Here is a 22,594-nt window from a genome sequence, read left to right on the forward strand (position 1 = left end):
GGGTCGGGGGACAGCTCAGGGGCGGGCGAGCAGCTGGAATTCGAAGGAGTAGCGGGACGCGCGGTACAGGTGCGAGGCGAACTCGACGGCGCGGCCGGTGTCGTCGAACGTGGTGCGTTCCATCGTCAGCAAGGGGGCGTGCCGTTGCTCGGCCAGCGGTTCCGCCTCCGCCGGGGTCGCCGCTCGGGCGCCGATCGTCTGCCGGGCGCTGTGGAGGGTGACACCGGCGCCGCGCAGGAGCCGGTAGAGGCCGGTGACCTCCAGGCTCCCGCCGTCCGGGTCGAGGAGCCCGGCCGGCAGGTGGTTGCGCAGCAGGGCCATCGGCGCGCCGTGCGCCGTGCGCAGCCGTTCCAGTCGGTGGACATCGCTGCCCTCCGGTATGCCGAGGGCGGCGGCGACCCGGGCGTCAGCCGGTTCGGTGTGGCTGGCGAGGACGACGGTGGCGGGGCACTGTCCGGCCGCCTCCAGGTCGTCGTAGAGGCTGCTCGGCTCCAGGGGGCGCCGGACCCTGCTGTGCAGGACCTGGGTGCCGACTCCCCGGCGGCGTACGAGCAGGCCCTTGTCGACGAGCGACTGGATGGCCTGGCGGACCGTGGGCCGGGACAGTCCGAGGCGGGCGGCGAGGTCGATCTCGTTCCCGAGCAGGCTGCCGGGCGTCAGCACCCCGTCCTCGATCGCCGCCTCCAGCTGCCGGGCGAGCTGGTGGTAGAGCGGGACCGGGCTGGAGCGGTCCACGGAGAACGGCGGGAGAACGGCGGACGACGGCTTGGACACGCAGGGGAGCGTAGCCGCAGGGGCGGACGGCAGGAAGGGGTACGTCCGGTTGTCCTGACAATCCTTGACAGGGCGCCGTCCCGGCACCACCTTGGGGCCATGCGCATCGGACTGATCGGAACGGGCCGTATCGGGGCCTTCCACGCGGGTGCACTCGCCCGCCATCCCGCGGTCGGGTCGCTGGTCCTGGCGGACGCCGACACGCCGCGGGCCGCCCGGGTCGCGGGGGCGCTGGGCGCTCAGGCCGTCCCGACCGTCGACGCCCTGCTCGGTGACGCCCTCGACGCCGTCGTGATCACCTCCGCCACCGCCACCCACGCCGGACTCATCGCCCTTGCCGCCCGCGCCGGGCTCCCCGCCTTCTGCGAGAAGCCGATCGCCCTGGACGTGCCCGGCACGCTGGGCGCGCTCCGGGCCGTGGAGAGCGCGGGCACCGAACTCCAACTGGGATTCATGCGCCGCTTCGACGCCGGCTACCGGGCGGCCCGTGAGTCGGTGCGCACGGGGCGGCTCGGACGGCTGCACACGGTCCGCACCGTGTCCTCCGACCCGGCCCCGCCGCCCGCCGGGTATCTCCCGCTCTCCGGTGGCCTCTACCGGGACTGTCTGGTGCACGACTTCGACATCCTGCGCTGGGTGACCGGCCGCGAGGTCGTCGAGGTGTACGCGAGTGGCTCGGACGCCGGGCCCCCGGTGTTCCGCGAAGCCGGTGACGTCGGGACGGCCGCGGCCCTGCTCACCCTCGACGACGGGACGCTCGCCACCGCCACGGCGACCCGTTGCAACGGCGCCGGGTACGACGTGCGGATGGAGCTGGCCGGGGAGCGGGACCAGATCGCCGTGGGCCTGGACGACCGCACTCCGCTGACTTCGGTGGAACCGCAGGGCCCGCCGGCCGCCGTCAAGCCGTGGCCCGGATTCCTGGAGCGGTTCGCCCCGGCGTACGAAGCCGAACTCGACGCGTTCGTCCGCCTGGTGCGCGGTGAGCGGGCCAACCCGTGCGACGGCCGTGAGGCGCTGGAGGCACTGCGGGTCGCCGAGGCGTGCGAGCTCTCCCGCCGTGAGCGGCGCCCGGTCGCCCTGGCCGAGATCCCTCCGGGCGGGGGCCCGGAGCCTGTCGGGTGACCCACGAGGTCGTACGCACGGATCATCCGGCCCACCCCCTTTCCTGGTCGTCGTATACGACCTTCATGCTCACTTGGTTTTCGGCACGAGGTACCGGCGGGAAGTCTTCGACGACGACATGCTGACGCGCTGCGAAGCGATGATGCGGGAGGTCTGCGCCGACTTCGTAGGCCGAGCTGGTCGAGTTCGACGGTGAGGAGGACCACGTGCACCTCCTTGTCCACTACCCGCCGAAGGTCGCCCTGTCGAAGCTGGTCAACAGCCTCAAGGGCGTCAGCTCCCGGTACCTGCGAGCCGAGTACACCGGGCGGATCAACCCGATCGGCATGGGGTCGGTGTTCTGGTCCGGCTCCTACTTCGCCGGGTCCTGCGGTGGCGCACCGCCGGCCGTCGTCACGGAGTACATCGAGAGCCACAAGCGCCCAGACTGACCGTCACCCCGGAGCCGAAGCGAACTCCGCCGCTTCGCGGCTCCGGGCCGAGGATCGCATTCCCGCCCGGCCTCAAGGCCGGGATTCCCTGCGAAGACAGGATGGCGTCACCATCGCACGGGCAGATGGCGCACGCCGTGCATGAGCCCACCGGGAAGCCACTCCAACGGGGCTCCTTCGGGGTCGAGTTCCAGCCGGGGCAGGCGTTCCAGGAGTGTCCGGATCGCGATTCCGGCCTCCAGGCGGGCCAGCGGGGCGCCCAGGCAGTAGTGGATGCCGTGGCCGAAGGCGAGATGGCCCCTCGGGTTCCGGCGCACGTCGAAGCGGTCCGGGTCGGGGAAGCGGTCCGGGTCGCGGTCGCCCGAGGCGAGGCAGACGAGGACCGTGCTGCGTGCCGGGACGACCTTGTCGCCAAAGGTGACCGGCTCCCGGGTGAAGCGCAGAGTGGCGTTCTCCACCGGCCCCTCGTAGCGCAGGGACTCCTCGATCGTGCCGTCGAGAAGCCCGAAGTCCGCTCGCAACAAGGCGAGTTGTTCGGGGTGAGCGAGCAGCGCCCGTACCGTGTTGGTGATCAGGTTGACCGTGGTCTCGTGGCCGGCGATCAGCAGCAGGTAGACGAAGGCGCGGAGTTCGGCGGCGGACAGGCGGTCGCCGTCCTCGGCACGGTGGGCGATCAGGGCGGAGATCAGGTCGTCGGTGGGCCGGGAGGTCCGCCTGTCCTCGACCAGTGCGTCGAGGTACCCGGCGAAGCCCTCGACGGCCTCTTGCTCCGACATCGTTCCCGTCGGCGTCACCAGCTCGTTCGACCAGCGGCGGAAGGTGTCGCGGTCCTCGGCGGGCACGCCGAGGAGTTCGCAGATGACGATGATGGGCAGGGGGAAGGCGAAGGAGTCGACCAGGTCCGCCCGGCCTGCCGGGACCATCGTGTCGACGAGTGCGTCGGCGAGTGACTGGACACGTGGCCGCAGACCCTCCACCCGACGGCCGGTGAACGCCCCGGCGGCCAGCTTGCGCAGGCGGGTGTGGTCGGGCGGGTCCACCGCGAGCAGGTGGAGGCCGACGATGTCCTGCTCGATCATCCTGATGTCCACGGTGGACGTCGACTTGGACAGTCGCGGATCGGTGAGCGCGGCGCGGGCCTCCTCGTGCCCGACGATCAGCCAGGCGTCCATCCCGTACGCGGTACGCACCGCGTGGACGGGTCCGGTCTCGCGGAGTTTGGCGTAGTAGGGGTAGGGGTTCGCGGTGAAGTCCGGTCCGAACTCGCCCAGATCGATGACGGCCATCGACCCACCGTATGCGGGGCGCCGCCCCTCCGGCACGCCCGTGCCGGAGGGGGTGAGTGATCCGGACACGGGCACCGGAGGCGCCCGCGGCCGGAATCCGTGGCGGAAGGCCCGCTTCGGGAACGGCGGGAACGGCGGGGGCGGTGGGGCGGCGAGGGCCGGGGAGTCCGCAGGGCGGCACCGTCACGCCGACACGGACGACCACGCCGGTGGCCGCGTTCCGCCCGCCGGACCCGTTCTCGGAGACCCTGGAGCGGTGTCCCTCCCCCATGTCCCGCACCGCGCCGCCCACGCCGCGCGGCCGACCCGTCCCGGAGGTCCCTCCCCGTGCACCCCCGCGTCCCCGTCTCCCCACTGTCACGGCGCGCCCTGCTGCGCGCGGCGCTGAGCGCCGCGGTGCTCGCTCCGGCGACGCTGCCGGGCGCCGTCCCGCCCGCGCACGCCGCCGACGCCTACGGCTCCCTGCGCCGCACCTGGCGCGAACTGATCCTCGGCACGGGCTTCCCGCCGGCCGCCGCACCCTTCGCTTCGAAACTCTCGGAGCTCGGCGACACGGCCCGCGGCCTGCGCGCCTCGATGGTCCCGGCAGCCGGTTCCCTGTGGCCCGACCTGCCGTACGCGGACCCCGACCCGGACACCGACGCCGAGTCGTACGCCTTCTCCGGAAACCTGGCCGTCAGCTACCGGCGGCTGCGTACCCTCGCCGAGGCGTACGCGCAGCCCGGTACCGGCCTCACCGGTGACGCCGACCTGCGGGCGGACCTGCTGGCCGGGCTCGACCAGCTGCACGACGAGGCGTACCACGCGGGCCAGGCCCGCTACGGCGACTGGTACGACTGGCAGGTCGGCATCCCGCAGACGCTGCTCGACATCGACGTCCTGCTGTACGACGCGCTCGGCCCGGCCCGGATCAGCCGGCACTGCGCCGCCGTCGACCGCTTCGTGCCGGACAGCGCCGTCGCCCGCTACAGCGGCACGTCCACCGCGGCCAACCGGGTCGACCTGTGCCGGGTGTTCGCGCTGCGGGGCGTCGTCGGCGGGTCCGCCGCCAAACTGTCCCTCGCCCGCGACGCGCTCTCGCCCGTGTTCCCCTATGTCACGGCCGGCGACGGTCTCCACGCCGACGGCAGCTTTGTGCAGCACACCTGCGTCCCTTACGCCGGCGCGTACGGGGCCGTCATGCTCGGCGGTCTGTCGCTGCTGCTCGCCCTGCTCAGGGGTTCGGCCTGGGAGGTCACGGACAGCGGACGCCAGGCCGTGTTCGACTCCGTCGAGAAGGCGTACGCGCCGTTCCTCTTCAACGGCCTGGCGATGGACACGGTGTCGGGGCGCGCGGTCAGCCGCGGAGTGCGGACGTCGGACACGCGCGGTGTCCGGCAGGACGACCATCTGCGGGGTCACGCGGTCATGGCGTGTGTGGCCCTGCTCGCGCGGAGCGCCTCCGGGGCCGAGAGGGCACGCTGGGAGGGCCTGCTCAAGGGCTGGATCGCCCGCGACCGGGTCAGTCCGGTGCTGGACAGCCCGGCCCTCGGTGTCGCCGCGCTCGCCCGGCTCAAGAGCGTCGCCGACGGCACGGCCGCCGCGAGCCCCGAACCGTCCGGGCACCGGCTGTTCCCCGGCATGGACCGCGCGGTGCACCGCCGTCCCGGCTGGGCGGCCGGCCTGTCCATGGCCTCGCACCGGATCACGTACTACGAGAACGGCAACGGCGAGAACCTGCGCGGCTGGCACAGCGGTTCGGGAATGCTCTACTGGTGGGGCGACACCTTCGCCAACGACCAGTACACGGACGACTTCTGGCCGACGGTCGACCCCTACCGGCTGCCCGGCACCACCGCGTCCCGCAAGCCGCTCGCCGACGGAGAGGGGGGCGCCTGGGGCGCGGCCCGGCCTGACGTGCGCTGGGTCGGGGGGACGACCGACGGGACCTACGCGGCGGTCGGCCAGCACCTGAAGGGCCTGTCCTCCACCCTGCTGGCCAGGAAGTCCTGGTTCTTCCTGGACGATTGCGTCGTCTGCCTGGGCTCCGGCATCCGGGGCCGTGACGGCACGGGGGTCGAATCGGTCGTCGACAACCGCAACCTGGGTGCGGACGGCGTCCACGCCTTCACCGTGGACGGTGCCGTCCAGCCCGCCGAGCCGGGCTGGACCGCCTCCCTCACCGGGGCCCGCTGGGCTCATCTCGCCGGACACGCCGGATACGTCTTCCCCGGCGGAGCCGCCTCCCTGAAGGCGCTGCGGGAGACCCGTACGGGACGGTGGTCCGACATCAACCGGGGCTCCGTGACCGATCCGATCACCCGGAGGTACCTCACGCTCTGGTTCGACCACGGCACCGACCCGACAGGAGCGGCGTACGCCTACCTCCTGATGCCGGGCGCCGGGCGGGACCGGACGGCGGCCCGCGCCGCCGACACCGGCTGGCTCACCGTCCTCGCCAACACCGCCGAAGGGCAGGGTGTCCGCGTGCCGTCGCTGGGCTTCACCGGGATCAGCCTGTGGTCCGCGGGCACGGTGGGCGAGGTCACGACGACCGCTCCGGCGTCCGTGCTGATCCGTGAGTCCGGTGCCACGGCCACCGTCTGCGTCTCGGGTCCGACGCGCGACGGCGCGACGATCGACCTCACCTGGAACCGTCCGGTGTCCTCGGTGACGTCGAGCGACCCGGGCGTCCGGGTGCGGGGGACGGGCTCCGCGCTCCGGCTGCGCATCGCCCCGGGCGCGCTCGGTGCCACCCACCGGTCGGTGGTCGCCCTGACGTGACGCCCGCCGGGGCGGGCGCGCGGGGCGTGGGCGCCCGGGCCGCTAATCGTCGACGGCGCGGCGGCCCCAGGCGGTCCCCGAGAGGACCAGGACGGCGCCCGCGACGCCGAGCGCGCCCAGGCGGTCGCCGCCGAGCGCGATACCGGTGGCGGCGGCCCACAGCGGTTCGGTGCCCAGCAGGAGGCTGACGCGGGACGGGGAGGTGCGGCGTACGGACCACATCTGCACGAAGAAGGCGACGAGGGTGCAGAACACCGAGAGGAAGAGCAGCCCGGCCCATTCCGCGGGGCCGAAGCCCGCCGCCACCGCCCAGGGGGCGGCGCCGGTCCCCGGGACGGCGACGAGGAGCGCGAAGACGGCGACGGCGGAGCCGAGCTGGACTGTGGTGAGGGACAGCGAGTCGGCACCCCGAACCGCCTTGATGCGGGACATGGCGAGGACGTGAACGGTACGGGCGAGGGCCGCGAGGAGCATCAGCAGATCACCGAGGGAGGGTGCGGTGAAACCGCCGCCCTGCGTCAGCAGTACCACGCCCGCCACCGACAGCGCGGCGGCGGCCAGGAAGGCGCGGGGCGGGCGGACGCGGGTGACGGCGGCCTCGGCGAGCGGGGTGAAGATCATGGTGAGGCTGATGATCAGCCCCGCGTTGGTGGCGGAGGTGTGGACGACCCCGTATGTCTCCAGCAGGAAGATGCCGCTGAGGACCAGGCCGAGCAGACCCGCGCCGCGCCACTGTGCGGCGGTGAGCGCCCGCAGCCCGCGCCACCCCGCCACGGCGAGCACCGGCAGCACCACGGCGAACCGCAGGACCAGGACCGCGATCACGGTGTGGCTGGTGGTGATGCCCTTGGCCGCGAGATAGCTGGCGCCCCAGACCACGGCGACGAGGAGGACCGGAAGATCGGTCAGCCAGGCGCGGCGCGGGGCACCGAGGGGGACGGGAACGGCGGTCGAGGACATGGCGGCCTGCTCCGACTCGTACGACGGGGTGGAGGCGTCGGCGGCTCGCACGCGGGACGATCACCGTACCCGGACGGGCGGATGGTGGCTACACCTTTCCGCCGGGCGGGACCGGAATCCGAGGTGCCGTCGCCGCCACCGGGCCGGCCGGGCGGGTGACCGGGCGTCCTCGTGACGGGTGGCCGGGCGTGACCTCCGGCCGGGGAGGGGTCCGAGGCCGCCCCCGGCGATCCGGCCCGGCGGGGGGCGGCCCGAGCTGTCTCGCGTCCGGGATCAGTAGTCGCCGTACGAGGGCCGACCCGCGAGCGCGTACGTGTGGATGCCGACCCCCGCGCCCGTGGTACTCGCCTCGATGTGCCGGAAGGCGGTGGGACGGGCACCGTCGGCGAAGAGACGACGGCCCTTCCCGAGGACGACGGGGAAGACGAGCAGGTGCAGCGTGTCGATCAGGTCGTGCTCCATGAGGGACCGGGCGAGGCCACCACTGCCGTGCATCTGGATCTCGCCGTCGGTGCGCTCCTTGAGCGTGGCGACCTCCTTGGCCACGTCGCCGCCGAGGAGGGTGCTGCCCGCCCAGTCGGCGGTGTCGAGTGTGTTCGAGGCGACGTACTTGGGGAGGGTGTTGAGTTTGCCGGCGACCGGGTCCGCGGGGTCGGTCTGCTTCGGCCAGTAGCTCGCGAAGATCTCGTAGGTGCGCCGGCCGAGGAGGAACGCCGTGGGCCGCTCGAACACCTCGGACACGAAGCGGCCGAAGTCCTCGTCCCCGTACGGCACGGACCAGCCACCCAGGTCGAAGCCGTCGCTGGGGTCCTCCTGTGAGCCCCCGGGGGCCTGGCAGACGCCGTCGAGCGTGAGGAACTGGGTGAGGCTGAGCGTGGCGGCCATGACGACTTCCTCTCGGTTTGTCCGGGAATACCGGGTCCATGGTGTCTCAGATGCTCTGACTCCACCGCCCGGCGGAACTCATCGGAGTCACCTCGGATGCCGTGCGCCGCCGCCCCGGCCCCCGGCCCCGCCCGTCCTCACCGGCCGGAGAGGACGGGCGGGAGAGATACGCGGGAGGCGTACCGGTGCTGTCGGGCCGGTGCGCCCCCCGCGTGCCGAGCGGGGTGTCGTCACCCGCCCAGTTCCTGATGGCGGGCGGTCAGCCGCGCCGAACCCGCTTCGGTCAGGGAGCCGAAGAGGCGGAGGCGGGAGATTCCGCCGTCGGGGTAGATGTCGACCCGGACCCGCGAGCCGACCGCCGGGGTGTCCAGCACGAAGCGGTGGTCGGTGTCGGGCTGGAGGCGGGTCCGGGGCAGGATCTCGGTCCACTCCTCGGAGCCTTCGGCCGCGACGGACAGGGCCGCCCAGCCGGCGCTGTTGCCCTTGAGATAGGCGGTGTCGATCTCGACGGCGCGGATCTCGGCCTGGGCGACCAGGCTGTAGCGGATCCAGTCGTTGCCCCGGTCGCGGCGCCGCCGGGTCTCCCAGCCGTCGTCCATCTTGCGGGAACGGCCGGGCTGGATGGTGTTGGTCGCGGGCGAGTAGAACCGGTCCGAGGCGTCCTCGACCTGGCCGCCGTTGACCAGCGCGGCGAGGTCGAAGGTGCCGAGGACACCGAGCCATCTGGGGTCCGGGGCCACCTCGCCGTGGACACGCAGCCGCGCGATGCCGCCGTCCGGGTGCTGGTTGACCCTGAGGTGGGTGAAGCGCCGCTCGACGTCCACGACGAAGCCGTTCGCCGCGTGACCGCCGATCGCGGTGCGCGGCACGAGAGTCGTCCATGTGACGTCCCCGGCGAGGAGTTCCTCCGGGGAGGGGACGCCCGGGACGGACGCCGCCTCGACCGAGACGGCCTGGGGGTAGTTGCCGCGGAAGTGCGCGGTGTCGACGACGACGCCGCGGACGACTCCGGGCGCTCCGAGGCGTACCAGGGCCCAGTCGTGGTCCTCGGCGGTGGGGTGCGGCTCCCGGGCGGAGACGCCACGGCGGCGGCGGGTCTCCCAGCCGTCCATGATCTTGCCTTTGTGGCCGAAGTGCTCCGGGTCGAACTCCGCGGCCTCCGGCTTGAGCATGTTCTCGCGCTCGGCGAAGAACTCGTCGTTCGCGGCGATCACGCCGGCGCCGAGCCGCCGGTCGGCGAGGTCGGCGTAGCGGGTGAAGGGGAAGTCCGCGGTGCGGTAGTCGGCGTACGGGTCGCCGCCGCGGTAGGGGCTGGCGTCGCCGGTGAAGGAGGGTATGCCGGTCACGGGTCAGTCGTTCCTTTCGAGGAGGCGGCCGGAGGGCTCTGCGAGGGTGCCGTCGACGGCGACGCGCGCGCCGCGCAGCCAGGTCGAGCGCACCACTCCGTGCAGGGTCCGGCCGGCGTAGGCGGTGACCCGGTTGCGGTGTTCCAGCTCGGCGGGGTCCACGGTGAAGGTCGCGTCGGGGTCGACGACGGCGAAGTCCGCGTCCCGGCCGGCCTCGATCGCGCCCTTGCGGTCCAGCCCGGCGAGCCGGGCCGGGCCTTCGGACATCCAGCGGGCGACGTCCTCCAGGCCGTGGCCGCGGCGGCGGGCCTCGGTCCAGATGGCGGGCAGGCCGAGCTGGAGGGAGGAGATCCCGCCCCAGGCGGACGCGAAGTCGGACGTCTTGAGGTCGGCCGTGGAGGGCGAGTGGTCGGAGACGACGCAGTCGATCGTGCCGTCGGCCAGGCCCTGCCACAGGGCGTCCTGGTTGGCCGCCTCGCGGATCGGCGGGCAGCACTTGAACTCGGTGGCGCCGTCGGGGACCTCCTCGGCCGTGAGGGTGAGGAAGTGGGGGCAGGACTCGACGGTGACGGAGAGCCCCTCGGCCTTGGCGGCGGCGATCATCGGCAGCGCGTCCGACGAGGACAGGTGCAGGACGTGGACCCGGGCGTCGAGGCGGCGGGCCTGGTCGATGAGGTTGCCGATGGCGGTGTTCTCGGCGCCCCGGGGCCGGGAAGCGAGGAAGTCGGAGTACCGGCCGCCGCTCTTCTGCGGGGCGGCGGCCAGGTGGTGCGGGTCCTCGGCGTGCACGATCATCAGCCCGCCGAAGCCGGCGATCTCGGCGAGGGAGTTCGCCAGCCGCTCCTGGTCGAGTTCGGGGAACTCCTCCACGCCGGACGGCGACAGGAAGCACTTGAAGCCGAAGACCCCGGCGTCGTGGAGGGGGCGCAGGTCCTTCACGTTGTCGGGCAGCGCGCCGCCCCAGAAGCCGACGTCGATGTGGACCTTGGACCGGGCGACCTCCTGCTTGGTCCGCAGGTGCTCGACGGTGGTGGTCGGGGGGAGGGAGTTGAGCGGCATGTCGAGGAGGGTCGTGATGCCGCCGGCCGCGGCGGCGCGGGTGGCGGTCCAGAAGCCCTCCCACTCGGTGCGGCCGGGGTCGTTCACGTGCACGTGCGTGTCGACGAGCCCGGGGAGCACGACGTCGTCGCCGACGTCCTCGAGCCGGGTGCCGGCCGGCACCTCGGCGTCGTGCGGCAGCACCGCGGCGATGGTTCCGCCGGAGACGGCGATCGACGCGGGGCGTGCCCCCTCGGGGGTGATGACGCGTGTCGAGCGCAGTACCAGGTTGACGTCCACCCGTACCCCTTCTTCTTCCACCCAGCAGAAAATTCAACGAACTGTTGAAGGAGTCTTCACTCAGGACGACATGCCGTCAAGGGCACACTCCCAGGATGGCCCGACCCCGGCCGGACGCGACCGGACTCCTTGGATGTTTCCATGAAGTGGAATATATTTTTCGTAAGGTAGAACGTAGCTCCGCACATGCGGCCCGGAGCCGGACACCTCCGGGTGGCCGCCGACGCCGGACAAACACCCCCTGACCGGCCCGGACAGCGGGCCCGTGGCCGTGTGTCCCACGGGACCGCCCGGTAGGCTGCAGCCTTGCCCGCCCGCCTCGAAAGGACCTCGACGTGCCGACGTCCAGCGCCAGCGCCACCGACTCCGCCAAGCCCGCTGCCGCGAGCGGCGGCGTCCAGTCCCTTGAGCGTGCCTTCGATCTCCTGGAGCGGATGGCCGACGCCGGCGGCGAGGTCGGACTGAGCGAGCTCTCCGCCAGCAGCGGGCTGCCGCTGCCCACCATCCACCGGCTGATGCGGACCCTGGTGGCCTGCGGCTACGTGCGCCAGCAGCCCAACCGCAGGTACGCGCTGGGCCCCCGGCTCATCCGGCTCGGGGAGTCCGCCTCCCGGCTGCTCGGGACCTGGGCCCGCCCCTACCTGGCGCGGCTCGTCGAGGAGACGGGCGAGACCGCGAACATGGCGTTGCTCGACGGCGACGAGATCGTCTACGTCGCCCAGGTGCCGTCCAAGCATTCGATGCGCATGTTCACCGAGGTCGGGCGGCGCGTGCTGCCCCACTCGACGGGCGTGGGCAAGGCGCTGCTCGCGCACACCCCGGCGGACGAGGTCCGCGCGCTGCTGGCCCGCACGGGCATGCCGGCCGCGACGGACAAGACGATCACCACGCCGGAGGGATTCCTGGACGCGCTGGCCGTCGTACGCGACGCCGGGTACGCGGTCGACGACAACGAGCAGGAGATCGGGGTCCGGTGCCTCGCGGTGTCGGTGCCCGATTCCCCGACGGCGGCGGCGATCTCCATCTCCGGGCCGGCGGGCCGGGTGACGGAGGCGGCGACGGAGAAGATCGTCCCCCTCCTCCTGGAGGTCGCGCGGGAACTGTCGACGGCGCTCGCGAACCCCGCGGGCAACGGCCAGGTCTGAGCTGAGAGCCTGTCGGCCGAAGGCCACCCGACGGGCTTCGAGGACCGCCCCGCCCGCCCCGCCCGGGACGGCGGGCGGGGAACGGCCGCCCCGGGCGGGCCCGTCAGGCCGCCGCCGGCGCCGACAGCCGGCCGTCGCGGACCAGCACCGTCCGGTCCGTGCGGTCCAGGTGCGCACGGTCGTGGGTCACCAGGACCGTCGCCGTCCCCCGGCGCGCGGTCAGCGCCACCAGCAGGTCGACGACCGCCGCGCCCCGCTCGTGGTCCAACGCACTGGTCGGCTCGTCGACGAGCAGGACGGCCGGCTGGTTCATGAGGGCACGGGCGATGTTGACGCGCTGGCGCTGACCGCCCGAGAGCTGGTGGGGGCGGCGGCCCGCCAGGTCCGCGAGCCCGACCGCGTCGAGCAGCTCCCGGGCCCGCTCCCGCGCCGCCTGCGGACGGCCGCCCGAGAGGTGGGCCATGACCTGGAGCTGTTCCAGCGCCGTCAGCGAGGGCAGCAGGTTCGGCTGCTGGAAGACGATCCCGATCCGCTCCCGCCGCAGCGCCGCCCTGGCCCCGGGGGCCAGCGTCCCCGTGTCCGTCCCGGCCACGACCACCCGCCCCCGGTCCGGCGCCACGAGCGTCGCCGCGACCGCGAGCAGACTGGACTTGCCGGAACCGGAGGGCCCCACGACCGCCGTGACGCTGCCGGCCGGCACCTCGAGGCCCACGGAGTCGAGGGCGGTCAGCCGCCCGTCTCCGTCCGGGTAGGTCAGCGTCACGTCTTCGAGGATCAGGCTCATCGGGCACTCCCGAGTGCGGTGAGGGGGTCGACGGCGGTGATCCGCCGGATGGACAGGGCCGCGCCGAGCATGCCGAGAGCGATCATCACGGCGGCCGGACCGAGCACGGTGAGCGGTTCCAGGACGAAGGGCACGTTCCCGCCGCTCACCACCGCACCGACGGCGACCGCGAGTGCGGTGCCCAGCACGGTGCCCGCGCCGAGCATCAGCACCGCCTGCCCCAGCGCGTCCTTCAGCAGGTAGGGAGTCGAGGCCCCGAGGGCCTTCAGGACGGCCACGTCGGCGCTGCGCTGGATCGTCCAGACCGTGAAGAAGGCGCCTATGACGAGCGCGGAGATGGCGAAGAGGAAGCCTCGCATCAGCTGCAGGGAGCCGTTCTCCGCCTGGTAGGACCCTATGGCGGTGAGCGCGGCGTCGACCGTCCGCGTCCGCGTCCCCAGGGACTCGTCGCCGGCCCCGAAGGCGGTGCCGTCTTCCGCCGTGAGCGCGACGACGGTGGCCACCCGCTCGGTGGCGGCGCCCTCCCGGCCGAGTGTCTGCCAGTCGTCGAGCGAGGTCCACACGACCGGCGTGTGGCTGTACGAGGCGTCGCCGGCGACGGCCGCCACGGTCGCCTCCAGCGGGCCGAGGCGTACCGTGCCGCCCACGCCGGTCCCCAGCTCCTCGGCGGCCGACTCCGACAGCACGACCCGGCCGGGCCCGAGCCGCCCGCTCTCCGGGGCGAGACCCGACCCGGACTCCGTGCCGAAGGCCGACAGGGCGGCCGTCCGGTCCCCCGCGGCGCCGTTGACGGTCCGGATGCCCAGCGGCTCCGCCCTCGTCACCCCGGGCCGCTCCGCCCATCGCCGCCACTGCCGCTCGGTCACCGTGGACTCGGTGAAGGAGACCGACCGGCCGGCGGGCGGGGCGGCGAAGGCGAGCCGGTCGGCCGGCAGACCGGTGATCGCCGAGGTGTTCTCCCGGGCGAGTCCGGCGGTCAGCCCGGACAGCAGTCCGACGAGCAGTGTGATCAGCACGATCACGGTGCCCATCAGGGTGAATCGCCCTCGGGCGAATCTCAGGTCTCTCCATGCCACGAACATGGACCAAGACTGCGGGCCGGACCCGGGGCGCGACATCGCGCCACGGATGGCTCCGCAATCAAACTTTCGGTTGAGTGCGGACCGTCCGCTCCCGCCTACGCTGGAGAGATCATGGACCCGCGTTCCCTCACCCCCGCCCTGCGCGTGCTGCGCCTCTGCCTGCACCTGCTGATGGCGGGCCTGCTCGTCCTGGCGGCGGTCCGGGCGGACTCGGCGGCAGGGGTCACCGCGGCCGCCGTGACCGGCGCGGTCTACGCGGCCGGTTCGCTGCTGCCGCCGGTGCGCGCCTCGCAGCGGTCCGCCGGGCTCTGGCTGGTGGCGCTGTGCGCGTCCTGGCTGGTGCTGCTGTGGCTGACGCCGGAGGGCCTGTGGGTGGCGTTCCCGCTGTACTTCCTCCAGCTGCACCTGCTGCCCGCCCGCTGGTCGCTGCCCGCGGTCGCGCTCACCGCCTGCGCCGCCATCCTGTCCTACCTGCGCCACGGGGACGAGCTCAGCCCGGGAGTGTTCATCGGGCCACTGCTCGGCGCGGCGGTGGCCGTGGCGACGGTGCTCGGATACCAGACCCTGTACCGGGAGAGCGAGCGGCGGCGTCGGCTGATCGAAGAGCTGCTGTCGACGCGGGCGGAGCTGGCGGCGGCCGAGCGGCACGCCGGGACGCTGGCGGAACGGGAGCGTCTGGCGCGGGAGATCCACGACACGCTGGCGCAGGGCCTCTCCTCGATCCAGTTGCTGCTGCGGGCCGCGCAGCGGACGCTGCCGGAAGGCTCCCCGGCCTCCGGGCACGTCGAGCGGGCGCGTCGCGCCGCTCAGGACAATCTGGCCGAGGCCCGGCGCTTCGTCCGGGCGCTGACGCCGCCGGACCTGGAGCACGGCTCGCTCGCGGCGGCGCTGGAGCGGCTGTGCGAGCAGGACCCGCAAGGCTTGTCCGCGGCGGGGCAGGAGGGCCCGCCGCGGGCCCGATTCACGCTGAGCGGCACTCCGGTGGAGCTGCCGACGCCCTACGAGGTGGCGCTGCTGCGCATCGCCCAGTCGGCGCTCGCCAACACGGTGCGGCACGCGGACGCCTCGCGGGCGGAGATCACGCTCTCGTTCATGGACGCCTCGGTGACGCTGGACGTGGTGGACGACGGCCGGGGATTCGAGCCCGCGCGGCTCACGGCTCCGGCACAGGGCGGCTTCGGTCTGCCGGCGATGCGCTCGCGGGCGCATTCGCTCGGCGGCACGTTCACGGTCGAGTCCGCCCCTGGTCAGGGCACGGCCGTCGCCGTGTCCCTCCCTCTGCCCGCCGGAGCGCCGGAATGACGATCCGTCTTCTTCTGGCCGATGATCACCCGGTGGTCCGGGCGGGGCTGCGCGCGGTTCTCGACACGGAGCCGGACTTCACCGTCGTCGGCGAGGCTGCGACGGCCGAGCGCGCGGTGGAACTGGCCGCGGCGGGAGGGGTGGACGTGGTGCTGATGGACCTCCAGTTCGGGCCCGGCATGCATGGCTCGGAGGCGACCGCGGCGATCACGTCCGTACCGGACGGGCCCCGGGTCCTGGTGCTGACCACCTACGACACCGACGCCGACATCCTGGCGGCGGTGGCGGCGGGCGCCGCCGGATACCTGCTGAAGGACGCGCCGCCGGAGGAGCTGGCGGCGGCGGTGCGTACGGCGGCGGCCGGCCAGTCGGCGCTCGCCCCGACGGTGGCCCACCGGCTGATGGACCGGATGCGGACACCGGCCCAGGCTCTGACGAAGCGGGAACTCGAGGTGCTCCAGCTGGTGGGCGAGGGCCTGTCGAACCAGCAGATCAGCAAGCGGCTCTTCCTGAGTCAGGCGACGGTCAAGTCCCACCTGGTGCACGTCTTCGCCAAGCTGGGCGTGGACTCACGCACGGCGGCGGTGGCGGCGGCGACGGCGCGACGGCTGATCAGGCGCTAGAAGAATGATGAACGTACTGATGAAGGTCACCTCGATCGAGAGGCTGTCCGCCCGGAGGCCGGGCAGCCCCTGGTGGTCATGTGCCGGCTGAGGTCGAGGGCGGCTGCTCGGGTGTGGAGTGGACGCCTGTCCCACCGCCCGATGCGGCGACGGAGTGCTTCGGCCAGGCGCCGGGGTGCTTCGTCGGCGTAGGCGAGAAAGAGGAAGGGCTCGATCAGCTCGGCTTCGACCACGAGTGGGCGCCCCGACCCGTCGCGGATCAGGTCGATCCTGGCGTAGAGGGGGTGTCCGGGTCGGGGAGACTGTCGAGGACCTGCCGGGCTGTGGCGAGGTGGTCGGTGTCCGGGGCGCAGGGGTGGGCTGTCCCGTCGGCCCCGGGTTCGGGGAGCAGGATGTCGGTGCGCAGGGAGTCCGCCGCCAGGTGGCGGTCGGCGCGGTGCCCTCCGGGCGGGCTCGCGGTCATTCCCCCCGCGATGCCTCTCCGAAGAGTTCCACGGCGTCACGAACCCCCGTGAGGGCGTTCGACAGGGCGCTGACCGAGCCGACCGCTCCCGCGACCAGCAGCAGGGACCGGCGCAGCCGCCGGATCTCCGGTTCTCCGCCGGCGGCCATCGCGTCCAGCGAGGCGAGCTCGTCCTCGGCGATGCCGCGGTCGGCGAAATCGGCGCGGTGACCGGCCAGTTCACGTCGGAGCCGGGACACGGCGGCGCGCAGCTCCGCCACTCTCGGGTCCTCGTCACCGCCGGTCGTCACACGCCTCTGCCCCACACTCCGTAACAAGGTTCCCCCTTCGCGCGGTGGCGCGCGTCGCACTCCACACCCCGGCCCGGCCCCGTCGTGCCGCGGCCGGGCACCGGGAGACGCGGGCCAGTTAACGCCATCGCGCGGGCGGCGCGCCACTCCGCGGACGTGATTGCGGGCATCCGTGTCCCCCGCCCCATGGGGTATGCACGTCCTTATGACGGATACACGCGACACCCGGCCCCTGGTGGCCGGTCTCCTGCTCGCCGCGGGGGGCGGACGGCGCCTCGGCGGGCGGCCCAAGGCCCTGCTTCCGCACCGAGGGCGGCCCTTGGTCGAGCATGCGGTGCGGGAGCTGCGGGAGGGCGGCTGCGAGGTGGTCCACGTGGTGCTCGGCGCCTCGGCCGGGCTGGTGCGCGAACGGGCGCTCCTGCCCGGCTGCGTCCTGGTGGACAACCCGGACTGGGCCGAGGGGATGGGCTCGTCACTGCGCGCCGGTCTGGGATCGCTGGCCGCCGAGGCCCTGCCGGTGGACGCGGCGCTGGTGAGCCTGGTGGACCAGCCGGGAATCGGGGCGCGGGCGGTGGACCGGGTCCGTTCGGCGTACCGCTCGCGCGCGTCGCTGGTGGCCGCCTCGTATCACGGGGAACGGGGCCATCCGGTGCTCTTCGGCGCGGACCGCTGGGCCCGGGTGGCGGCGTCGGCGGTCGGCGACCGGGGAGCGCGCGACTACCTGCGGGCGCACCGGGATGCGATCACGCTGGTGGACTGTTCGGATGTGGCCGAGCCCTACGACATCGACACGGAGGCCGACCTGGCGCACCTTGAGTGAAAGGGGTGGCACTCAGCGCCACGGTCTGTCGATCCGGAGAATCTCGACATCAACAAACCATTGAACTTCCACTATGAGGAAACTACTATCCACTGTTCAGAAGCGCCTGCTACCTCTGACGGCGCTCGCGGCCGTATCCCGGCACCGTGGCACGCAGTGCCGCTTCCGTGACGCCCGGCGGTCGCAAAGGCATCGCCCGTGAAGCCCGCTGAAGGAAGTGACCGTTCATGTCCGCACCAGCGCCGTCCCCCTCGGCCGTCGTCGAAGCCGAGCCCCTGCCGCGGCAGGAGGAGGTGCTCACCGATGCGGCCCTCGCCTTCGTGGCGGAGCTGCACCGGCGGTTCACGCCGCGCCGCGACGAGCTTCTCGCCCGGCGTGCGGAGCGCCGCGCCGAGATCGCCCGCACCTCCACCCTCGACTTCCTGCCGGAGACCGCGGCCATCCGCGCGGACGACTCGTGGAAGGTCGCGCCGGCCCCGGAGGCCCTGAACGACCGCCGCGTGGAGATCACCGGCCCGACCGACCGCAAGATGACGATCAACGCGCTGAACTCGGGCGCGCGGGTGTGGCTCGCCGACTTCGAGGACGCCTCCGCACCGACCTGGGAGAACGTGGTCCTGGGGCAGGTCAACCTGATCGACGCGTACGCCCGGAACATCGACTTCACCGACCCGGGGTCGGGCAAGACCTACGCCCTGAAGCCGGCCGAGGAACTGGCGACGGTCGTCATGCGTCCGCGCGGCTGGCATCTGGAGGAGCGTCACCTGACCTTCGAGGGCCGGCCGGTCCCCGGCGCCCTGGTGGACTTCGGCCTGTACTTCTTCCACAACGCCAAGCGCCTCATCGAGCTCGGCAAGGGCCCGTACTTCTACCTCCCGAAGACCGAGTCACACCTGGAGGCCCGCCTCTGGAACGACGTCTTCGTCTTCGCGCAGGACTACGTCGGCGTCCCGCAGGGCACCGTGCGCGCCACCGTCCTGATCGAGACGATCACGGCCGCGTACGAGATGGAGGAGATCCTCTACGAGCTCCGCGACCACGCGGCGGGCCTGAACGCGGGCCGCTGGGACTACCTCTTCTCCATCGTCAAGAACTTCCGCGACGGCGGCCCCTCGTTCGTCCTTCCGGACCGCAACGCCGTGACGATGACCGCGCCGTTCATGCGTGCCTACACCGAACTCCTCGTCCGGACCTGCCACAAGCGCGGCGCCCACGCGATCGGCGGCATGGCCGCGTTCATCCCGTCGCGGCGCGACGCGGAGGTCAACAAGATCGCCTTCGAGAAGGTCAAGGCGGACAAGGACCGCGAGGCCGGGGACGGCTTCGACGGCTCCTGGGTGGCCCACCCCGACCTGGTCCCGATCGCGATGGCCTCCTTCGACGCGGTGCTCGGCGGCAGGCCGAACCAGAAGGACCGCCTGCGCGAGGACGTCCACGTCGAGGGCCCCGAGCTGATCGACATCGCCTCACTGGATGCCCGTCCCACCTACGACGGGCTGCGCAACGCGGTCCAGGTCGGTATCCGGTACATCGAGGCGTGGCTCCGGGGCCTCGGCGCGGTCGCGATCTTCAACCTGATGGAGGACGCCGCCACCGCCGAGATCTCGCGCTCGCAGATCTGGCAGTGGATCAACGCGGGCGTCGAGTTCGAGCACGACGGCGAGACGGTCAGGGCGACACCCGAGCTGACCCGCCGGGTCGCCGCCGAGGAGCTGGCCGCGATCCGCGCCGAGACCGGCGAGGCGGCCTTCGCGGCCGGAAAGTGGCAGCAGGCCCACGACCTGCTGCTGCACGTCTCCCTGGACGCCGACTACGCCGACTTCCTCACCCTCCCCGCATACGACCAGCTGGTCGGCTGATCGCACGGCGGCCGAGCGGCGACGCACCCGTTCGGGGCGCCGCGTACGCACCTCCGCGGACGGGCTCCGCCCCCGGTGACGCAGGTCACCGGGGGCGGAGCATTTTCGCTCCCGTGCGTTTCACAGGGCATGTGACGCAACCGAGATACGCAGCTACCTAGCGGTAACAAGCCACGGCATGCGAGATTCCGCCATGCCACCGGCCGGCGGCTGTCCCCCACTCCTCTGCACCGACGCAGGAGAACACAGCCATGCCCTCCACCCCCCCACGCGCGCTCCACAGACTCATCGGCACCGCGCTCGCGCTGCCGCTCGTCCTCGGCGGGCTGCTCGGACCGGGCGTCTCCCCCGCCGCCGCGAGCCCCGGCTCCGGGTCCACCACCGTCGTGACCATGGGCGACAGCTACATCTCCGGCGAGGCCGGACGCTGGCGGGGCAACAGCCTCACCAACAGCGGCAGCCGCAACGGCACCGACCGGGCATGGACGGGCGGCGCGTACGACCCCGCTCGCGTCTACGGATCCACCGCCGCCAACGGCTGCCACCGCTCCGACTCGGCCGAGGTGCACAGCGCCGGGGCGATCGCCTCCCAGCTGATCAATCTGGCCTGCTCCGGAGCCACCACGAAGAACGTCTTCCGGGCGGCGAACGGCGGACAGTCCTACAAGGGCGAAGCCCCCCAGGCCGACCGTCTGGCGGCGGTCGCCTCGGCGCACGACGTCAGGATGGTCGTGCTGTCCGTCGGCGGCAACGACCTGGGCTTCTCCGACATCATCCGGACCTGCGCGACGGACTACATCGTCTGGTACTCGTACTGCCACGACGACCAGCAGGACGCGGTCGACGCGAAGATCGACGGCGCCATGGCGAACGTCGCCAAGTCGGTCGATGAGATCCGCGCGGTGATGTCCGGCGCCGGCTACGCCTCCTCCGACTACCGGATCGTCCTCCAGTCGTACCCGTCACCCATCCCTCGCGCCGCGGAGAACCGCTACCCGGAGAGCGGCTGGAGCCGTGTCACCACGGGCGGCTGCCCGTTCTGGAACCGCGACGCCGACTGGGCGCGGGACTCGCTGGTCCCCCAGGTCGCGAACCGCCTGAAGGCCGTCGCCGCCGCCAAGGGCACCCAGTTCCTGGACCTCCGCGACCTGCTGCAGGGCCGCGAGGTGTGCGCGAAGTCGTCGAAGCTGGTGACCGCCTCGGTGCCGCCGTCGGCCGCGGGCAGCGAGTGGGCGCGCTGGATCGACAGCAACGGGACCCAGGGCCCGGTGCAGGAGTCGGTCCACCCCAACTACTACGGCCAGCTCGCCCTCGGCCGGTGTCTGGGGCTCATCCACGCCCGGCCCACCGGCGACTACAGCTGCCGCAACACGGCGGGGGCGGGGACGTCGGGCGTCTACCTGTCGTCGCTCTCCTGAGCGTCCTCCGCGCGCACGGCCGTCCTCTCCCCCTCACGCCCCCCACGGGGTTCAGCGGGCGCGGCGCCTTCCCCGGCGCCGTGCCCGCCGCTCCGTGCGCGCCTGCGCGCGGGCGACGCCGAGGCGGTGCAGGACGCGATCGGCCCGGTACGGATCGGCCGCCGTCATCTCCTTGGTCAGTGCGGCGGCGCCGCCGGGCCAGCCCGCGGCGGCGGTGTCGAAGGTGGTGCGATGCGGCGACCGGGCCAGCTGGTCGAGCACGGCGACGGCGTAGGCGGACAGGGGCACCGCGCCCTCGTCGGCCTCCTCGTCCCGGTCCAGCAGCATCTCGCGCGCGTACGCGCCGATGACGGGGTCGGCGAGGGCGCCGCGCAGGGCGTCGACGGGGGCGCCGGCGGTGTCCAGGACGGCGAGGAGTCCACGGGTGCCGGCGGCGTGGATGGTACCCGCGTTGACGGTGCCGAGAGCGGCGAAAAGCCGGGCCCAGGCGTCCGCGGATCCGTCGCGCGCGCGGAGCCAGCCGGCGAGGATCCGCGCGGCCGCCGGGGCGGACCAGCCCTCCGCGGCGGCGACCACCGTCGTGGCGTCCCATGCGGCGGTCTCGGCCGCGTCGGGCGCCGCGATCCTGCCGACGCGCAGCAGGTACCGGACGACCCCGGCGCCCCGCGGGGTGAGTCCGAAGGCGTCGCCGACCCGGAAGACCATCGCGGTCCCGGCGAGCCGGTCCACCGTCTCGGCCATGGCGCGCGCCGAGGGCGCGAGGGCGGCCCGCTCCTCCTCGGTGACCGGCGTGCCCAACAGGCGGGACAGCTCGTCGGCGGGCGGCACCACATACGTCTCACCGGCCGGGACGGAAGCCACCACCGGGGCGTCCTCAAGGGCCGGGTCGACCTCCCACGCCTCGAACTCCGCCACTCTGCGGGCGACCGACTCGGGACAGGACCCCCGCTGGTAGAGGGCGTACAGCAGATGGGCCGCCTCGCCGTCGTAGGGCCCGCCGGTCTCGCTCCGCATCTCCTCGACGGCGGCGGCCAGCAGGTCGGCGGCGGCCTCGACCTCCCGCTGCGGCTCGTGGACCTCCTCGGGCGGCGGAGGCACGGGGGTCCAGGAGTCGCCGTAATAGTCGAGGTGCTCGTCGACGAGGATGTCGGCGAGGACGAGATGGGGGAAGGCGTCGGGGCCGGGCGCCAGCCGGATGTGGGGCCCCTCGAGCTGCTCGGCCAGCCCGGCGGCGGTCCAGCGGTCGACGAGCGCGCCCGCCAGCCTGCCCACGCCGTGGGACACGTCCGCGTCGGTCAGCAGCGGACCGGCGGGCGAGGGCTTCTCGGCGTCCCGGACGTACGCACCGGTCAGCAGTTCGGCGAGGACCATGTCCGCGAGGACGCTCCGGTTCATCAGATCGGCCCGCCGCAGACCGTCCGGCGGTGTCACCGCCTGATGGGCGGCCAGCCACTCCCGTACGGCCGCGGGGTCCCGGGGGTCGGTGCCGTCGGCCCGCAGCAGCGAGGCGTACCAGCGCTGCCAGGTCAGGTTCCCCGGGTCGTTCATCGCACGTTCGAAGTCGGGCACGGTCTCCTCGACCGCCGCCACGATCCGGGCCTGCCGCTTCCCGTTGAGCCGGCCGGCCTCGCGCACCCGGGCGGCCAGGTCCACCAGCACGGCCGGGTAGTCCGCCAGTTCACCGGGCGCGGCGTACACGAAGGCGGGCACGTCCTCGACGAGCAGGTGCCGCACCAGTTCGACGGTCGGCTCGGGCAGTCCGCTGCGCCGGTCCGCCCCGCGGAGCGCGAGCAGCCCGAGGACGGCATCGGCCGCCCGCAGGTAGGAGGGATCACGGCGACCTGGGTTTCCGTCGAGGAACGCGTCGAGCCCGGTGTTGGAGAGCACGGTGACAGCCACG

At 73.2% G+C, this 22,594-nt stretch carries 19 protein-coding genes and 1 pseudogene; 9 read left to right on the forward strand and 11 right to left on the reverse strand.

The window, feature by feature from the left end; genetic code table 11:
• Positions 1-15 precede the first annotated feature (15 nt).
• Positions 16-735 carry a GntR family transcriptional regulator gene (locus OG393_RS05135; RefSeq protein WP_327378314.1) on the reverse strand — a complete coding sequence of 240 codons (720 nt, stop codon included), beginning with the start codon at positions 733-735 and terminating at the stop codon, positions 16-18.
• Positions 736-873: 138 nt separating this feature from the next.
• On the opposite strand from OG393_RS05135, the gene OG393_RS05140 reads away from it, so the two are divergent.
• Together OG393_RS05140 and tnpA are read left to right on the forward strand one after the other, a co-directional pair.
• Complete coding sequence (locus OG393_RS05140) at positions 874-1,899, forward strand: Gfo/Idh/MocA family protein (protein WP_327373392.1); 1,026 nt, start codon at positions 874-876, stop codon at positions 1,897-1,899.
• A gap of 43 nt (positions 1,900-1,942) precedes the next feature.
• A pseudogene (gene tnpA / locus OG393_RS05145) lies at positions 1,943-2,330 on the forward strand (IS200/IS605 family transposase).
• A 107-nt stretch (positions 2,331-2,437) separates the two neighbouring features.
• On the opposite strand, the gene OG393_RS05150 reads toward tnpA, so the two are convergent.
• Positions 2,438-3,616, reverse strand: a complete 1,179-nt coding sequence (locus OG393_RS05150) for a cytochrome P450 family protein (RefSeq protein ID WP_327373393.1) — start codon at positions 3,614-3,616, stop codon at positions 2,438-2,440.
• A gap of 327 nt (positions 3,617-3,943) precedes the next feature.
• Here OG393_RS05150 and OG393_RS05155 point away from each other — a divergent pair, with 327 nt between their 5' ends.
• Entirely contained in the window at positions 3,944-6,379 is a 2,436-nt protein-coding gene (locus OG393_RS05155) for a polysaccharide lyase 8 family protein (protein ID WP_442817263.1), read from the forward strand.
• Between the two features lie 42 nt (positions 6,380-6,421).
• On the opposite strand, the gene OG393_RS05160 is transcribed toward OG393_RS05155, so the two are convergent.
• The 4 genes from OG393_RS05160 to allB all read right to left on the reverse strand — a co-directional run bounded on the left by OG393_RS05160 (position 6,422) and on the right by allB (position 10,908).
• The gene (locus OG393_RS05160; protein ID WP_327378316.1) at positions 6,422-7,339 is read right to left on the reverse strand and encodes a DMT family transporter; all 918 of its coding nucleotides are present in this window, start codon (positions 7,337-7,339) and stop codon (positions 6,422-6,424) included.
• A gap of 273 nt (positions 7,340-7,612) precedes the next feature.
• Positions 7,613-8,224 carry a dihydrofolate reductase family protein gene (locus OG393_RS05165; RefSeq protein WP_327373394.1) on the reverse strand — a complete coding sequence of 204 codons (612 nt, stop codon included), beginning with the start codon at positions 8,222-8,224 and terminating at the stop codon, positions 7,613-7,615.
• Positions 8,225-8,454: 230 nt separating this feature from the next.
• Positions 8,455-9,570 (reverse strand): allantoicase, encoded by a 1,116-nt coding sequence (gene alc / locus OG393_RS05170; protein ID WP_327373395.1) that lies wholly within the window; start codon positions 9,568-9,570, stop codon positions 8,455-8,457.
• Between the two features lie 3 nt (positions 9,571-9,573).
• A complete protein-coding gene (allB, locus tag OG393_RS05175; protein ID WP_327373396.1) occupies positions 9,574-10,908 on the reverse strand; it encodes an allantoinase AllB in 1,335 nt (444 codons plus the stop codon).
• Positions 10,909-11,243: 335 nt separating this feature from the next.
• Between allB and OG393_RS05180 the strand changes: the two genes are divergently transcribed.
• On the forward strand, positions 11,244-12,053 hold the full coding sequence (locus OG393_RS05180) for an IclR family transcriptional regulator (RefSeq protein ID WP_327373397.1): 810 nt from the start codon (positions 11,244-11,246) through the stop codon (positions 12,051-12,053).
• Positions 12,054-12,156: 103 nt separating this feature from the next.
• Here the strand turns inward: OG393_RS05180 and OG393_RS05185 are convergent, their stop codons facing one another.
• Together OG393_RS05185 and OG393_RS05190 are read right to left on the reverse strand one after the other, a co-directional pair.
• The gene (locus tag OG393_RS05185) at positions 12,157-12,837 is read right to left on the reverse strand and encodes an ABC transporter ATP-binding protein (RefSeq protein WP_327373398.1); all 681 of its coding nucleotides are present in this window, start codon (positions 12,835-12,837) and stop codon (positions 12,157-12,159) included.
• On the reverse strand, positions 12,834-13,919 hold the full coding sequence (locus tag OG393_RS05190; RefSeq protein WP_327373399.1) for an ABC transporter permease: 1,086 nt from the start codon (positions 13,917-13,919) through the stop codon (positions 12,834-12,836). The genes OG393_RS05185 and OG393_RS05190 overlap by 4 nt, the downstream gene beginning before the upstream one ends.
• 111 nt (positions 13,920-14,030) lie before the next feature.
• Here OG393_RS05190 and OG393_RS05195 point away from each other — a divergent pair, with 111 nt between their 5' ends.
• Positions 14,031-15,221, forward strand: a complete 1,191-nt coding sequence (locus tag OG393_RS05195; RefSeq protein ID WP_327373400.1) for a sensor histidine kinase — start codon at positions 14,031-14,033, stop codon at positions 15,219-15,221.
• Entirely contained in the window at positions 15,218-15,844 is a 627-nt protein-coding gene (locus OG393_RS05200) for a response regulator transcription factor (protein WP_327373401.1), read from the forward strand. Before OG393_RS05195 ends, OG393_RS05200 begins: the two co-directional genes overlap by 4 nt.
• A 259-nt stretch (positions 15,845-16,103) precedes the next feature.
• Here OG393_RS05200 and OG393_RS05205 read toward each other — a convergent pair whose 3' ends face one another.
• Entirely contained in the window at positions 16,104-16,307 is a 204-nt protein-coding gene (locus OG393_RS05205; protein WP_327373402.1) for a hypothetical protein, read from the reverse strand.
• The gene (locus tag OG393_RS05210; protein WP_327373403.1) at positions 16,304-16,624 is read right to left on the reverse strand and encodes a DUF5955 family protein; all 321 of its coding nucleotides are present in this window, start codon (positions 16,622-16,624) and stop codon (positions 16,304-16,306) included. Before OG393_RS05210 ends, OG393_RS05205 begins: the two co-directional genes overlap by 4 nt.
• Before the next feature lie 178 nt (positions 16,625-16,802).
• Between OG393_RS05210 and OG393_RS05215 the strand changes: the two genes are divergently transcribed.
• The 3 genes from OG393_RS05215 (at position 16,803) to OG393_RS05225 (ending at position 20,694) form a co-directional block, all read left to right on the forward strand.
• On the forward strand, positions 16,803-17,417 hold the full coding sequence (locus tag OG393_RS05215; RefSeq protein WP_327373404.1) for a nucleotidyltransferase family protein: 615 nt from the start codon (positions 16,803-16,805) through the stop codon (positions 17,415-17,417).
• A 227-nt stretch (positions 17,418-17,644) separates the two neighbouring features.
• Positions 17,645-19,276 (forward strand): malate synthase A, encoded by a 1,632-nt coding sequence (aceB, locus tag OG393_RS05220; RefSeq protein ID WP_327373405.1) that lies wholly within the window; start codon positions 17,645-17,647, stop codon positions 19,274-19,276.
• 251 nt (positions 19,277-19,527) lie between these two features.
• On the forward strand, positions 19,528-20,694 hold the full coding sequence (locus OG393_RS05225) for a GDSL-type esterase/lipase family protein (protein ID WP_327373406.1): 1,167 nt from the start codon (positions 19,528-19,530) through the stop codon (positions 20,692-20,694).
• A 51-nt stretch (positions 20,695-20,745) separates the two neighbouring features.
• Here OG393_RS05225 and OG393_RS05230 read toward each other — a convergent pair whose 3' ends face one another.
• Positions 20,746-22,593 carry a hypothetical protein gene (locus OG393_RS05230; protein ID WP_327373407.1) on the reverse strand — a complete coding sequence of 616 codons (1,848 nt, stop codon included), beginning with the start codon at positions 22,591-22,593 and terminating at the stop codon, positions 20,746-20,748.
• Position 22,594: the final 1 nt, after the last annotated feature.

It is taken from the genome of Streptomyces sp. NBC_01216 (assembly GCF_035994945.1).
Classification (GTDB): domain Bacteria; phylum Actinomycetota; class Actinomycetes; order Streptomycetales; family Streptomycetaceae; genus Streptomyces.